The sequence below is a fragment of the Sphingorhabdus sp. genome, assembly GCF_044354325.1.
In the GTDB taxonomy this organism is placed as follows: domain Bacteria; phylum Pseudomonadota; class Alphaproteobacteria; order Sphingomonadales; family Sphingomonadaceae; genus Sphingorhabdus_B.
Map to the genome: position 1 here is coordinate 1 of NZ_JBILAF010000045.1, position 15,277 is coordinate 15,277.

Below are 15,277 nucleotides of genomic sequence, written 5' to 3' on the forward strand. Positions count from 1 at the left end.
AAGGGGTAGTACCAACATGACCGCAATCGGATTAGACAGCCTGCAAACCCGTTCCACCTTGACCGCTGGCGGCAAGACGGTGGATTATTTTTCGATCAAAAAAGTATCGGAAAAATTGGGTGATGTGTCCCGCCTGCCGTTTTCGATGAAGGTATTGCTCGAAAACCTGCTGCGTTTTGAAGATGGCGGCTTCACCGTTTCGGTGCAGGACGTGCAAGCATTGATCGATTGGCAGAAAGACGCCAAATCGACCCGCGAAATTCAATATCGCCCTGCCCGCGTTTTGCTGCAGGATTTCACCGGCGTGCCGTGCGTGGTTGATTTGGCCGCGATGCGCGACGCGATGACCGCGTTGAAGGCGGACCCGTCAAAGATCAACCCGCTTGTCCCAGTGCATTTGGTCATCGACCACAGCGTCATGGTGGACGAATTCGGCCACCCCAAGGCAGCCGAGCAGAATGTGGAAATCGAATATCAGCGCAATGCAGAGCGTTATGACTTCCTGAAATGGGGTTCAAAGTCGCTGAATAACTTTAAGGCCGTCCCTCCTGGAACCGGCATTTGTCATCAGGTGAATCTGGAGCATATCGCGCAGGCCGTTTGGACCAGCGCAGCCGAAGATGGCACGACCATCGCCTATCCCGACACCTGCGTTGGCACCGACAGCCACACGACCATGATCAACGGCCTTGGCGTGCTGGGTTGGGGCGTTGGCGGGATTGAGGCGGAGGCCGCAATGCTTGGCCAGCCGGTATCGATGTTGATCCCTGAAGTTGTTGGCTTCAAACTGACCGGCGCGTTGGCCGAGGGCGTGACCGCGACCGACCTTGTGCTTACCGCAACCCAAATGCTGCGCGCCAAGGGCGTGGTTGGCCGCTTTGTCGAATATTATGGCCCCGGCCTTGCGTCCTTGTCGCTGGCCGACCGTGCGACGCTCGCCAACATGGCGCCCGAATATGGCGCGACCTGTGGCTTCTTTGGCATTGATGACAAGACGCTCGATTATCTGCGTCTGACCGGCCGTGCGGAAGACCAGATTGCATTGGTTGAGGCGTATGCCAAGGAACAGGGCCTTTGGGCCTATGCCGATATGGCGGACCCGATCTTCACCGACACGCTTGAACTCGACATGGGCAGCGTTGTCCCATCGCTTGCCGGACCAAAGCGTCCGCAGGACAAGGTTGTCCTGACTGAGGTCGACAATGTGTTCAACGACGATCTCATCAACGTCTACAAGCATGACAGCGCAAAGCGCGTCGCGGTTGAGGGCAAATCGCACGATATTGGCGACGGTGACGTGGTGATTGCGGCGATTACGTCGTGCACCAACACATCGAACCCAAGCGTTCTGGTGGCCGCCGGATTGGTTGCGCGCAAGGCGAATGCTTTTGGCCTGAAGCCCAAGCCATGGGTGAAGACATCGCTTGCCCCCGGATCGCAGGTTGTGACCGATTATCTCGACCGTGCGGGCCTGACCGCGGATCTGGACGCGGTTGGCTTTAACCTAGTCGGCTATGGCTGCACGACCTGCATCGGCAACTCCGGCCCGTTGGCAGAGCCTATCTCCGCTGCGATCAACGGCCATGACATTGTTGCCGCCTCAGTCATTTCGGGCAACCGCAACTTTGAAGGCCGCGTGTCGCCCGATGTACGCGCGAACTTCCTCGCATCGCCGCCCTTGGTTGTCGCCTACGCGCTGAAGGGCACCGTGACCGAAGACTTCACCACCACGCCAATCGGTCAGGCGACCGACGGTTCGGACGTGTTCTTACGCGATATCTGGCCCACCAATCAGGAAGTGCATGATGTCATGACCGCAAACATCGACCGTTCGATGTTCACCGCGCGTTATGCGACCGTCTATGAAGGCGATGCGCATTGGCAGAAGATTCAGGTCGAAGGATCGGACACCTACACATGGCGCGCCGGTTCGACTTATGTCGCAAATCCGCCCTATTTTGAAGGGATGAGCATGACGCCGGCACCGGTGATGGATATCATCGAGGCAAAGCCGCTGGCGATCTTGGGCGATTCCATCACCACCGACCATATCTCCCCCGCTGGTTCGATCAAAGCGGACAGCCCGGCCGGAAAATTCCTTATGGAACATCAGGTTAGCAAGGCTGACTTCAACAGCTACGGCGCCCGCCGCGGCCACCACGAGGTCATGATGCGCGGCACCTTCGCCAACATCCGCATCAAGAACGAAATGGTCCCCGGCATCGAAGGCGGCATGAGCAGCTATAATGGCGAAGTCATGCCCATCTACGACGCCGCCATGAAGCACAAAGCCGACGGCACGCCACTGGTGGTCATCGCCGGCAAGGAATATGGCACCGGTTCATCCCGCGATTGGGCCGCAAAAGGCACCAACCTCCTCGGCGTCCGCGCAGTCATCGTCGAAAGCTTCGAACGCATCCACCGTTCGAACCTGGTCGGCATGGGCGTTTTGCCATTGCAGTTCATGGAAGGCGAAAGCCGCACCAGCTTGGGCCTGAACGCAGATGACAGCTTCACGATCACCAGCGTCGGAAAGCTTCAGCCGCGCCAGACGGTTACCGTCATGGTTACCCGCAAGGACGGCAGCACGTTCAATTTCGACACGCTGTGCCGCATCGACACCGCGAACGAAGTCGAATATTTCATGAACGGTGGCATCCTGCACTATGTGCTGCGGAAGCTGGCGGCTTAAACCGCCTGTTACATTCTGGATAAGATCGACAGCGCCGCCTTCAAATGCGGCGCTCCCGCACACGTGCATCATGCGCGACGGTGGTCCGTCATCCTGAAATACGTTCAGGATGACGAAACGTCTGTCATTTATTCCGCCGCCTCGATCCGCACCAATAATGCCTCGACCTGCACCTGCGCGCCGGCCTCTGCGTTTAGCTCCGCAACCAACCCGTCAAAGGGAGCAGTAAGGCTGTGTTCCATCTTCATCGCTTCCAGCGTGAGGAGTTTCTGGCCCTTGATGACGGTCTGGCCTGCTGTGACATCGACCGCGATGATCCGCCCTGGCATGGGGGAGAGTATCGCGCCATCACCAACCGCACTGACCCCCGACCCGCGCGGTTCGGCTAAAACATAGCGGCGCGCGAAACCGTCGGCAAAGGCAAGCACATCAGCCGTTGGCGCATCCGCCTCAATCTCGTCAAACGACACAATATGCGTTTGGCCGCTGTCGTCCAGCAACCGCGCCTCGGCACGTGGTCCAGCGTTGAGCCGGAACCCAAGCGCTGCGCTAATTGGCCCTTCGCCTGGACTTGCGCACAGCAAAGCTGCTACCTCCGCGAGCTCTTCGCTTTCGGGTGCAGGTGGAAGGACTAAGGAATCGACTTCGCGCGCGATAAGACCAGTGTCGATGTCACCTTCGCCAAATTCAGGCAGGTCCAACAAGCGTCCCAGAAAGCCTGCATTGGTCTTTACTGGCCAGACTTCGGTGCCATCGATACCGTCACGCAACGCCGCGATCGCTTCGTCGCGTGTATCTCCGCGTGCAATCAGCTTGGCGATCATCGGATCGTAGAATGGTGAGACCTCTCCGCCCTGCTCAACACCTGTGTCGATACGCAGCTCGTCCGAGAATGCCAGATGGTCGAGCGAGCCGATGGACGGCAAAAATCCAGTTGCCGGATTTTCAGCATAGAGCCGCGCTTCCATTGCCCAGCCGTTGATGCGCAACTCATCCTGCCGCTTCGGCAACGCTTCACCGCTCGCCACGCGCAGCTGCCATTCGACCAGATCAACGCCGGTGATTTCCTCTGTCACCGGGTGCTCCACCTGCAACCGTGTATTCATTTCCATGAACCAGATGCGGTCGGCGCGCAGGCCCTCCGAAGCGTCGGCGATGAACTCGATTGTACCTGCACCGATATAATCGACCGCCTTGGCCGCCTTCACCGCAGCTGCGCAAAGTTGCTCGCGCGTCGCTTCGTCCATGCCCGGTGCGGGGGCTTCCTCGATCACCTTTTGGTGGCGGCGTTGCAGCGAACAATCGCGTTCGAACAGATGGACGATATTGCCGTGCGTGTCGCCAAACACCTGCACCTCGATATGGCGCGGGCGCTGGATATATTTTTCGATTAACACATGGGCGTTGCCAAACGAGGCGGTAGCCTCACGCTGGCAAGATGCGAGCGCGTCGGCAAAGTCCGCCGCGTCGTCGACCTTGCGCATCCCCTTGCCGCCGCCGCCCGCGACGGCCTTGATGAGCACGGGATAGCCGATTTCGGCGGCACGTTGCCCAAGGAAAGCTGGGTCTTGGTTCTCACCCATATAGCCGGGGGTGACCGGCACGCCCGCCTCGGCCATCAATTTCTTGGCCGCATCCTTCAGCCCCATTGCAGTGATGCTGGCGGGGCGCGGCCCGACCCAGATTAGGCCAGCGTCGATCACGGCTTGCGCGAACTCGGCATTTTCAGAGAGAAAGCCATAGCCCGGATGGATCGCCTCGGCTCCGCTGACCTTGGCTGCGGCGATGATCTTCTCACCCACCAGATAGCTCTCACGCGCCGCAGACGCCCCGATATGCACCGCCGCGTCGGCTTCCTGCACATGCAACGCCTTGGCATCGGCATCCGAATAAACCGCGACGGTCCGAATGCCCATGGAACGCGCCGTACGGATAATCCGGCAAGCAATTTCGCCACGGTTGGCGATAAGGAGTGATTTGATCATAAGGCTCACATCCGGAACACCCCAAAGCGGGGTGCCTCCTCGACTGGTGCGTTGAGTGCTGCAGCGAAGGCTAGGCCAAGCACATCGCGTGTTTGCGCCGGGTCGATGATGCCGTCATCCCACAAGCGCGATGTCGCGTAATAGGGGTTGCCCTCGTCTTCGTATTTTTGCCGGATGGGCGCCTTGAAGGCTTCGGCTTCTTCTGGCGTCCATGTCGCAGCGTCGCGGTGGACGGTCGCCAGCACGCTCGCCGCCTGCTCGCCGCCCATGACCGAGATGCGCGCATTGGGCCAAGTGAACAGGAAACGTGGGCTATAAGCCCGTCCGCACATGCCGTAATTGCCCGCGCCAAAGCTGCCGCCGATCAAGACGGTGATTTTGGGCACGCTCGCGGTGGCGACTGCGGTGACGAGTTTCGCGCCATGCTTGGCGATGCCCTCCGCCTCATATTTGCCGCCGACCATGAAGCCGCTGATGTTTTGCAGGAACAGCAACGGTATCCGCCGCTGACAAGCAAGCTCAATGAAATGTGCGCCTTTGACCGCGCTTTCCGAAAACAATACGCCGTTATTGGCGAGGATCGCGACCGGCATGCCCCAGATATGCGCAAAGCCGCAGACCAAGGTCGTGCCATACAGCGCCTTAAACTCATGAAATTCGCTGCCGTCCACCAACCGCGCGATGACTTCGTGGACATCATAAGGCGCGCGCACGTCGTCCGGGATGACGCCGTACAGTTCTTCGGTGTCGTATTTGGGGGCGCGTGGTTCTTTTAAATCAATGTCGGGTTTGTGGGTTGGCCCTAAGTGGCTGATAATATCGCGCACGATGGTCAACGCATGTTCGTCATTCTCCGCGACATGATCGACCACGCCAGATTTGCGGCCGTGCAGATCGCCGCCGCCTAGATCCTCGGCACTGATTTCCTCACCCGTCGCGGCCTTGACCAATGGCGGGCCAGCGAGGAAGATTGTACCCTGATTGCGGACAATCACGCTCTCGTCGGACATAGCGGGGACATAGGCGCCACCCGCGGTGCAACTACCCATTACGCAGGCGATTTGCGGAATGCCCTTGGCGCTCATATTCGCTTGATTGAAGAAGATACGCCCGAAATGCTCACGGTCCGGAAAGACTTCGTCCTGATGTGGCAGGTTCGCACCGCCGCTGTCGACCAGATAGATGCAAGGCAGGTGATTAGCCTCGGCAATTTCCTGCGCGCGCAAATGCTTCTTGACGGTCATCGGGTAATAAGTGCCACCCTTCACCGTCGCGTCATTGCAAACAATCATGCACTGGCGCCCCGAGACCCGACCGATCCCGCAAATCAAACCGGCGCCGGGAATCTCGCCATCGTAAAGGTCATTGGCCGCAAGCTGGCCGATTTCCAAAAATGGTGAGCCCGGATCAAGCAGACGCTCGACGCGCTCGCGCGGAAGCAGTTTGCCGCGCGAGGTATGCCGTTCGCGTGACTTTTCATTGCCGCCCAATGCGGCCTCGGCAACCTTTGCCCACAATTCATCGCGCAGCGCTTCATTTTTCGCTGCGTTGGCGCGAAACTGATCGCTGTCGCTATTGACGTTTGATGTCAGCACGGGTCCGCTCATTTCAATACTCCAATGCTTGGCATGTAGTGCACTTGCGCGCCCGGCCCTAGGGGCAAATCAAGCGCCACCCAAGCCATCGTCATGGTGATACCTGCCATCATAAAACATAGTGCATAAGGGAGCATCAAAGCCAACAGCGACCCCACACCAAAATCCTTATCCCAGCGGCGCGCGAAAGCGAGGATGAGCGGAAAATAGCTCATCAACGGGGTCATGATATTGGTATAGCTATCACCCATGCGATATGCCGCCGTGGTCATTTCTGGGCTGATCCCAAGCAGCATAAACATCGGCACCACGACGGGCGCAAGCGCGCTCCACTTGGCGCTGGCCGAGCCAATAAACAGATCGAGTATCGATGACAGCAACAGCACGCTAACCAACAGGAATGGCGCGCTTAAACCCATTTCGCGCAGCACAAAGGCACCGTCAATTGCGATGATTGGTCCCAGACGCGACCAGTTGAACATCGCCACAAAATGCGCCGCGAAAAAGACAAAGACGATATAGGGCGCCACCGAACGGATGCCATCCTGCATCATGCCAAGCGCGTCACTACTGCTTTTTACGGTCCCCGCACCAAGGCCAAATGCCATACCGGTGCCAACGAACAGGAAGAAGAAACCGGCGACCAATGCAGAATAAAAAGGCTGCATCTGCGCTGTGCCCTCTTTGGTTTCGTCCAATAACGGCGAATATCCGGGAAGCAGTGTCAGCGCCGCGAACAGGCCAATGATAACGATCGCGGCGAGTCCTGCGTTACGGAGCCCTCTTCTTTCTTGTGCCGTTATTTCGGACTTGGCGAGTTCGGCTTGAATTTCAGCATCCGGCTCTTTGCCCCATATGCCCAACCTCGGCTCAATGATGTGGTCAGTCACAAACCAGATAGTCGGGGTGAACAGAAACACGATGGACAATATGAACCACCAGTTACCAACGGGGTTCATCGTCCAACCCGGCTCGACAATACGGGCAGCCTCTTGCGTAAAACTGAAAAGCAGCACGTCGATTTGCCCGGGCGTGATGTTGCCTGCATAACCGCCCGAAACGGCAGCAAATGCAGCGGCGAGGCCAACAAGCGGATGACGGCCAACAGCGGCATATAAAATCGCCGCAAGTGGGATGAACACCACATAGGCAGCATCGGACGCATGGTGCGATACCATGCCGATGACAGCGACCAAAGGCGTCATTAGCGCGCGCGGCGCATTACGCAGCGATCCGCGAATAAGCGCCGAAAATAAGCCCGATTTTTCGGCTACTGACGCGCCCAACACAATCGTCAGTACCAATCCCAACGGCGCAAAGCTGGCCATCGTCTTGGGCATTTCGGTTAACAGCCGTGCGATATTTTCTTCGTTGAACAGGCTCGTCGCGCGATACGTCAGCACGCCGTCCTTCAACTCGCCCCATTGCGGCGCTTCCGTCCCGGAATAGGGCAAGGATGCGGTCCAACCCAACCACGCGCCCAGCGCTGACAGTCCCATCAGAAACAGGATCAACCAAACGAAGATCATAATTGGGTCGGGCAGTTTATTGCCCAACCGTTCAAATGTCGCGAGGAAGCCGCTCGGCGGCGCTATAGGATTGCTGCTCATGACGCATCTATAGCGCGGCCGGACCGCATTGGAATACGTAACCTATTTACGCGAAACGGTTCTGTAATTCCAGCAGTTTCATCGCCGCAATAGCCGCCTCGCCGCCCTTATCTTTGTGCTTGGGATCAGCGCGAACAATGGCTTGTTCTTCATTCTCGACGGTCAAAATGCCGTTACCGATGGCAATTCCATCCATCGTCAACGCCATGATGCCGCGTGCGCTTTCACCAGCAACGATTTCAAAATGATAGGTTTCGCCGCGGATGACCACGCCGATCGCAACAAAGCCGTCATATAATTGCGCTTCGGCGGCCATGGCAATCGTGCCGGGAATTTCGAGCGCACCAGGAACGGTGATGACCTCAACCTCATGCCCCTTGGCTTTCAGCGCGGCTTTTGCGCCAGCAACCAACATATCATTTAAATGGTCGTAGAACCGCGCTTCAACTATTAAAAACTTTGCCATTATTCGCCTCCGGTGCCGGGAATTGCGCGCTCGCCTACAATGGAAAGGCCATAGCCTTCAAGGCCAACCAGCGTATGATGCGTGTTGGTTAGCAATATCATGTCGTGCACACCCAGCTCGGTCAGGATTTGTGCACCACCGCCATAATCGCGCAGCTCTTCGATTTCGGGCGCGCCAGCCTGCTTGCCTTCGGCGCGAAGCTGCATAAAACGCGAAACCATGCCCTTCATCGGCTTGTTGATCACGACAATGACCCCAGCCCCTTCAGCCGCAATGGCCTCCATCGAGTGCGAAAGAAGCCCGGATCGCTCATTTTCTTCGCCGAACACGTCCACAAACATCGACATGGTGTGCATACGGACAAGCGTAGGCTTTTCGGGATCGATACGGCCTTTGACCAGCGCCATTGTCTCGTCGCCCGTGGCTTTGTTGTAAAAGGTCATGGCGGTCCATTCACCGCCCCACTTGCTTTGAAACTTCATTTCCGCGCGCTTTTCGACCAGATGGTCATGCTGACGGCGATAGGCGATCAGGTCGCGGATCGTGCCCATTTTCAAATTGTGCATGCGGGCAAATGCGACAAGGTCATCCATCCGCGCCATGGTGCCATCGTCCTTCATGATCTCACAGATCACGCCCGACGGGTTGAGACCGGCAAGACGGCTGATATCGACGGCAGCTTCAGTATGCCCTGCGCGCACGAGAACGCCGCCATCGCGCGCAGTCAGCGGGAAGACATGGCCGGGGGAAACAATGTCATCCGGCCCCATAGAGGCATCCACAGCCACCGAAATCGTCCGCGCGCGGTCAGCGGCACTAATGCCGGTCGTGACTCCATCACGGGCTTCTATGGACACCGTAAAGGCAGTCTGCATGCTTTCGCGGTTCTCGCGCGCCATGGGCGTCAGGCCAAGCTGCTCGCAGCGCGCCTTTGTCATCGAAAGACAGATCAGGCCACGGCCATGGGTCGCCATGAAGTTGATCGCGTCCGGCGTTGCCATTTGCGCTGGAATGATAAGGTCACCTTCATTTTCGCGGTCTTCATCGTCAACAAGGATATACATGCGGCCATTGCGGGCTTCTTCGATGATTTCCTCAATCGGAACGAGCGCAGGCGTGTCATCGTTCGAAAATAAATAGCTTTCCAACTTACGCAGTGTTTCCGCCGTTGGATTCCAGCCCGCGTCATCCAGATCACGCAAGGTATTGGCATGCAGCCCCGCCGCGCGCGCAAGCCCCGAACGGGACAAGCCGCCTTCGTTGACGAGATTACGAAGCTTTTCAATTAACTGGGTGGACATATGACCTCCAACATTCGCAGAATAGCGAAACATGATTCGCTATTTTCACACTGAAATGTGATTGTCAAAGCATGAATCACATTGATGTGTTGGAGAAACGGTAATGGCGCAGACAATATGGGTAAACAAAGCGAAGCTTTCGGAAAATATGGTCCATGATGCCGACCTGCCCATATTGGCGGATGGCGCCATTCGGCTGAAAATCGAAAGCTTCTCGGTAACCGCAAACAACATCACCTATGCCGTCATTGGCGATATGTTCGGATATTGGAACTTCTTTCCGGCTGAAGGCGCGTGGGGCGTCGTTCCCATGTGGGGGCACGCAGTGGTCACAGAGTCACGCCACCCCGAAATCGCTGTTGGTGAGCGCGTGTACGGCTATCTTCCCATGGGCACGCATTTGGACGTCCTTCCCGGAAAGGTCAGCGCAGGCGGCTTCACGGACACCGCCGCACACCGGCAGCCGATGAGCCCGATCTATAACCAGTATAGCCGCATCAATGCGGACCCCGAGCATGATGCAGCGAAAGAGGCGGAGCGCATGCTATTTGGGCCGCTGTTCAAAACTGGTTTTCTCATTGAAGCCATGTTCCGCCGCGAAAATTGGTTCGGCGCGCAGAATTTGGTTATGACCAGCGCGTCGTCAAAAACATCCATGAGCCTCGCGAGCGTTGCGAAGGACCTGTCGCCGCATATCAAGCGGATTGGCCTGACATCAAAAGGCAATGTCGACTTCGTTGCCAATTCAGGTCTCTATGACGAGGTCATCGCCTATGATGACGTTGGCAATTTGCCCGCTGCTGCCTCCGTAGCCGTTGATTTTGCCGGGAACAGCGGATTGCTGCGCGGCATTCATGACGCGCTTGGCGAGCATTTGAAATATAGCTGCCTTGTCGGCGCAACGCATGTCGATGCACGTGGCGCAAACAGCCCGGGCGGCAATGGTGATGCAATGCCAGGCCCCAAGCCCATTCTTTTCTTCGCGCCCGACCACGCCGTCGCTACCATTCAGGAACTTGGTCCAAAAGGCTTTGGCGAAGCGGTTGCCACAAGCTGGAAAAGCTTCCTTGGCGCCGTGGACGGTGTCGTGAAAATCGATGAACGCACTGGAATAACCCAAGCTATTCCCGCGTTCACCGATACATTTCAGGGCAAAGCAGATCCCGCGATCGGGATTATCATTCGTCCTTAAATACGCGCCCGTCCTTCATCACAAACTTCACCGCTTTCAAAACGGTGACATCTGATGTGGGATCACCTGCAACGGCAATAAGATCAGCAGCTTTGCCGGGTTCAAGGCTGCCCACTTCCTTCTCCACGCCTAACAAAGTTGCCGCGTTCATCGTCGCAGCCTGAATGGCCGCGCTGGCGGGCATACCATGCTTTACCATCAGCTCGAACTCGTCCGCATTCTTTCCATGTTTTGAGACACCAGCATCTGTCCCGAACGCAATTTTCACGCCGGCAGGATAGGCCTTTGCAAGACTTTTGCCCGTAACGCCAATGCGCCATTTGACCTTTGCCAACACGTCTGGCGGATAGGCATTGGGGTTCGCGGCAAGCCGTTCAATGTACCCATTCACGGTTGATAGCGTCGGGACATAATATGCGCCCGCCGTTTTGAACAATTTGATGGTCGCATCGGTCAGCATCGTCCCATGTTCGATAGAGTCGGCGCCAACGGCAAGCGCTGCATCAATGCCGTCATCACCATGGGCGTGCACGGCAACCTTCTTGCCATACAAATGTGCGGTATCGACCAATGCCTTGACTTCATCATCAAATAATTGCCGGCCAAGGCCCGCGCCAATGCGGCTGTTAACGCCGCCTGTTGTCGCAATTTTGATGACATCTACGCCGCGCCGAATTTGCTTACGCACAGCCTGACGACAGCTTTCGACGCCATCGCACAGATTGTCCTGGCCGATGCTGCTGTGCAGATCTTCCGAAACCGACAGCGTGGCATCCATATGCCCGCTTGTCGTCGAAATAGAGCGTCCGGCATCAATGATCCGTGGCCCCGGTAGTTCACCAGCGGCAACGGCATCGCGAAGTGCCAATGTCGCGCGGGCGGGACTATCAGTCACAGTCTCAATCAACGCTGCATTGCCGCCCGCATCGCTATCGAGATGCACATGGCTGTCGATCAATCCGGGAAGCACAAACTTGTCCTTCAAATCGATCAGCTTCGCGCCTGCTGGTCCGGGCTGATGCCCGGCCAAAATCTCGGCCACCCTGCCATTACGAATGATGACAGTAGATGGACCGCGTGGCGGCGTTCCAGGCTTATCGAGCAATTGCCCGGCATGGACGACGGTGACTGGTTCTACCGTCTGGGCCGCAAGGGAAGAGCTTGCCAGCAAAGCGGCACTCAGTGAAACAAAAGCAAACATCTTCATTTAATCAAACTCCCCTATTGGCCATGCAACGCGATCCCGCTGGCGGCGGATCTTGCGGCGGCCCGGCAAAACATTGTGCAACTGCCATCCACTGATGCGCGACTTCTCCGGTGACTGCAAGCGACGTATCGGCAATGTTGCGACATTGTGTCACAACCTGACAAAATTCGGTTGCGCTGCCCGTAATCATCCCACTGTCCGACGCCTCGCCATATTCCCATATCGTTCCGGACGGCGCGGTCAGACGGATCTGCGGCATTGGCCCCGGCGGGTCTTGGCGCCGGTTTTTCCACGTAAAGCCCCATGTATTGACGCCCAACCGGACGATATTGCCGATGCGGTCCGTATCCTGACGCGCGACACCCAAAACATCATAAACCGCCTGTGCATGTGCCCATGTTTCCATGAGACGTGCGGTTATGGAGCTTAGCGCGCTCATATCGGGCCCGACCCATTTCAGCCGCAGTTTCGGATCAGCCTTGGCAAAAGCCGCAGCAACGGCCTCAGCCCGTTCCAGCCATGCCTGCAGCAAAGCCTGTCCAGATAACCCGTCCAAATAGGACGCCTCAAAAGCAGGTAGTTTTCCGCCCCGGACTCCCTCCATCATCGCGGCAACAAATGCGCCAAATGCCGCTTCATCCTGCAACGACAGGTCCACCGCGATATTCCAGACATGCAAATGCCGGACGATGTTGTTGATCGTCCATCCCTTAAACTGCGTTTGCGTTTCGAAATCAGAATCGGACAGCGCGGCAAGAAGCCCTGCCAATGCTCTGCTCTCTTCCAAAAAGTCCGTTGCCTGTTGCATCACCATCACCCCATAAATCCGAATAAATGCCCCGCCATTTTCACACCAGCCGCCCCTGCCAATATGCAAATATGCCGTTCTGTAACTGCCGGATATGCTCTTGCGCCTGTGGTCCAGTCCATTCGCCCTGATAGTCGGTGCGCCCTGTCCACCACCCTTGCCCCGGCAGGCCGTCGCCCTCGCGCACCACCAGCACGGCAAGCGCGGGCCGCCCTTCGGCGATCGTTATCTGGTCAATCTTATCCAACGTCTTGCAGACCGCGCGCATCTTTGGCCGTGTAAACCGGAAACCAAGGTTCAGCAGCAACTCAGAATAGCTTATTGCCCGGCCATCGCGTGCGCATTGCTCGAGAATTGCCTTAATCCGTGCAACATCGTGCAGCGCAGAAACATCCGCCGCCGGATCGCTCAGAAATTCTTCAAGGACAGGGTCCAAAGCGGCTCCTACAAATAGTCGTTGCGCATATTGTTCATGACGTCGTGAAATTCTTCCATGACTTCGTCGATGATTTGTTTCGAAGGCTTGACCGTATCAATGCGTCCGGCAACTTGTCCGGACAGCGCGATCGCAGCCTCCATGTCACCGCCAAAATACAAATCGAGCACGCCGCGCATTTCGCCCATGATATTTTCTGATGGCGTCACGTCCAGCTTTTCGGTCCGGTCGGTACGCAACGCACGCAACGCGGGGCCCGGGCCATGACGGTTCAGGAACAGCGTGTCGGTTTCCTTGGCATTGATGATCGCGTCTTTCCAGTTTTGATGGACTGGCGATTCCGCCGCGCTGACCATCCGCGTGCCCATTTGCACCGCTTCTGCGCCAAGCGCAAAAGCCGCCGCCATCGTCCGTCCGCAGACCATTCCGCCGGCTGCGACGATCGGCACGTCAACCTTGCTCCGGATGAGCGGCAACAGGACCATGAGCGCCACATCTTTGGGATTTTTAAACCCGCCGCCCTCGCCGCCTTCGACGACCAGGCCATCGACACCGGCCTCAATGGCCTTCAACGCGCCGGCCAAAGTCGGCACAACGTGAAACACGGTTAGCCCCGCAGCCTTTAGTGGACCGCAATATTTGTTCGGGTCGCCTGCCGACGTCGTGACGAATTTGACGCCCTGATCGACCACGAAATCTACGATTCCGGGATCGCGGACAAAGGCTTGCGCAATGTTCACGCCAAAGGGCTTGTCCGTCAGTTCGCGCATCTTGATGATCTCTGCGCGCACTTCCTCCAATTGGCCGGACGACGTTTCAATGATCCCAAGTCCACCGGCGTTTGACACAGCCGAAGCCAGTTGCGCCCGCGCGATCCAGCCCATGGGGGCCTGAATGATAGGATATTCAACGCCAAGCAATTCGGTGATGCGGTTTTTAATAGGTTTCATGATGTCAGCGTCCAATCTGGGTTGTGCGGATGTTGAGTTGGCCGGCGAGGCCTGCTTTGCGATGAACTTCAATCGCCCGATATTCCGGGGAGGACATCATTTTCTGCATGGCCGCCAGTGAGGGATATTCGACCAGCGCAACCATGTCCCAAAGCTCTTCGACCTCGCCAATCATCAGGCCAGTCACGGGCCCAGCATAAATCTGCTTGCCATCGACCGCAGCAAGACATGCCTGAATACCTTTACCATAACGGGCATACGCCCTAGCGCCACTAAGGTCGGCGTCGCTGCCATCGGCATATTCTGCGGTCTCTTTAAATTTCAGAAGGTTGACCATCACAAAGGGGCCATTTTCAGGCCCTCCGAAAAAGGACGTGATCTGCTCCTTGCCTGGAAACACGGCGTTCTCGACCCGCATATTCATTCTCTCCCCTGATTTAATCACCTGCTTAAATCAGAGAGAGCGTGTTGTAAAAGCGAATAACTCAAGTGCGCATAAAAGCGCCTAAGACACTATTTTAATGTGCGATCCAGCGGCCGACTGGGTCGCCATCTTTTTACCCAACCCTTGAAACACGGCGTCCACAATCATGGCCAGTTTGGTAACGCTTAGCTTCGTTGTCCCGATGTAAAAGAGCATGTCGGGGTTTGTATAGCAATGTAGCATTTGGTTGATGAGCGACACCGCCTCATCAATAGACAGGCCTTGGAAATAGCCTTGATCCATTGCTTCGGCCACGATGATCGCAAGATAATGGTCGCCAAGGTCCACGTAACCGCGCACCACTTCAAAATGCTGCTGACCAATTTCCAGATAGCTTTTTAGCAGCTCGGGCTCGGCCTCATACTGCTCGACAGAGGCCAAGTAGCGCCGGGCAAAATATTGATACATTTTGTCGCGAACCGGCAAGTCAGACTCGGTTACTTCGACCATGATACGGATTTTTTCCGCGAAGAAACGCTCGGCCACAGCCTCTAACAACGCTTCCTTGTTGTCGAAAAAGCGATACAGATTTGACGGCGACATGCCCGCTG

Annotated in this window: 13 protein-coding genes; 2 read left to right on the plus strand and 11 right to left on the minus strand. The window is 56.8% G+C overall.

The features are described from left to right. Positions 1 to 16: 16 nt before the first annotated feature. Complete coding sequence (gene acnA, locus ACIQ0G_RS05800; RefSeq protein ID WP_397577089.1) at positions 17 to 2,692, plus strand: aconitate hydratase AcnA; 2,676 nt, start codon at positions 17 to 19, stop codon at positions 2,690 to 2,692. A gap of 128 nt (positions 2,693 to 2,820) precedes the next feature. Here acnA and ACIQ0G_RS05805 read toward each other — a convergent pair whose 3' ends face one another. From ACIQ0G_RS05805 to ribB, 5 genes are read right to left on the minus strand one after another with little or no spacing between them, the layout of a single operon-like run. Next, a complete protein-coding gene (locus tag ACIQ0G_RS05805; protein WP_397577090.1) occupies positions 2,821 to 4,677 on the minus strand; it encodes an acetyl/propionyl/methylcrotonyl-CoA carboxylase subunit alpha in 1,857 nt (618 codons plus the stop codon). Positions 4,678 to 4,682: 5 nt separating this feature from the next. Then, entirely contained in the window at positions 4,683 to 6,284 is a 1,602-nt protein-coding gene (locus ACIQ0G_RS05810; protein WP_397577091.1) for a carboxyl transferase domain-containing protein, read from the minus strand. Further along, positions 6,281 to 7,882, minus strand: coding sequence for an AbgT family transporter (locus ACIQ0G_RS05815; RefSeq protein ID WP_397577092.1), 1,602 nt, complete (start codon positions 7,880 to 7,882; stop codon positions 6,281 to 6,283). Before ACIQ0G_RS05815 ends, ACIQ0G_RS05810 begins: the two co-directional genes overlap by 4 nt. A gap of 46 nt (positions 7,883 to 7,928) precedes the next feature. Beyond that, on the minus strand, positions 7,929 to 8,348 hold the full coding sequence (gene ribH, locus ACIQ0G_RS05820; RefSeq protein ID WP_397577093.1) for a 6,7-dimethyl-8-ribityllumazine synthase: 420 nt from the start codon (positions 8,346 to 8,348) through the stop codon (positions 7,929 to 7,931). Next, positions 8,348 to 9,649 (minus strand): 3,4-dihydroxy-2-butanone-4-phosphate synthase, encoded by a 1,302-nt coding sequence (ribB, locus tag ACIQ0G_RS05825; protein ID WP_397577094.1) that lies wholly within the window; start codon positions 9,647 to 9,649, stop codon positions 8,348 to 8,350. Before ribB ends, ribH begins: the two co-directional genes overlap by 1 nt. A 103-nt stretch (positions 9,650 to 9,752) precedes the next feature. On the opposite strand from ribB, the gene ACIQ0G_RS05830 reads away from it, so the two are divergent. After that, the gene (locus ACIQ0G_RS05830) at positions 9,753 to 10,841 is read left to right on the plus strand and encodes a DUF2855 family protein (protein ID WP_397577095.1); all 1,089 of its coding nucleotides are present in this window, start codon (positions 9,753 to 9,755) and stop codon (positions 10,839 to 10,841) included. Here ACIQ0G_RS05830 and ACIQ0G_RS05835 read toward each other — a convergent pair. From ACIQ0G_RS05835 to ACIQ0G_RS05860, 6 genes are all read right to left on the minus strand, one after another. Next, entirely contained in the window at positions 10,828 to 12,048 is a 1,221-nt protein-coding gene (locus tag ACIQ0G_RS05835; protein ID WP_397577096.1) for an amidohydrolase family protein, read from the minus strand. The genes ACIQ0G_RS05830 and ACIQ0G_RS05835 overlap by 14 nt on opposite strands. Before the next feature lie 4 nt (positions 12,049 to 12,052). Further along, positions 12,053 to 12,856 carry a TIGR03084 family metal-binding protein gene (locus tag ACIQ0G_RS05840; protein ID WP_397577097.1) on the minus strand — a complete coding sequence of 268 codons (804 nt, stop codon included), beginning with the start codon at positions 12,854 to 12,856 and terminating at the stop codon, positions 12,053 to 12,055. A 40-nt stretch (positions 12,857 to 12,896) separates the two neighbouring features. After that, the gene (locus ACIQ0G_RS05845) at positions 12,897 to 13,292 is read right to left on the minus strand and encodes a ribose-phosphate pyrophosphokinase (RefSeq protein ID WP_397577098.1); all 396 of its coding nucleotides are present in this window, start codon (positions 13,290 to 13,292) and stop codon (positions 12,897 to 12,899) included. 8 nt (positions 13,293 to 13,300) lie between these two features. Then, entirely contained in the window at positions 13,301 to 14,242 is a 942-nt protein-coding gene (locus ACIQ0G_RS05850) for an NAD(P)H-dependent flavin oxidoreductase (protein WP_397577099.1), read from the minus strand. Positions 14,243 to 14,246: 4 nt separating this feature from the next. Next, complete coding sequence (locus ACIQ0G_RS05855; protein WP_397577100.1) at positions 14,247 to 14,666, minus strand: DUF1330 domain-containing protein; 420 nt, start codon at positions 14,664 to 14,666, stop codon at positions 14,247 to 14,249. 81 nt (positions 14,667 to 14,747) lie between these two features. After that, the coding region (locus ACIQ0G_RS05860; RefSeq protein ID WP_397577101.1) for a hypothetical protein at positions 14,748 to 15,277 on the minus strand (530 nt) is incomplete at its 5' end.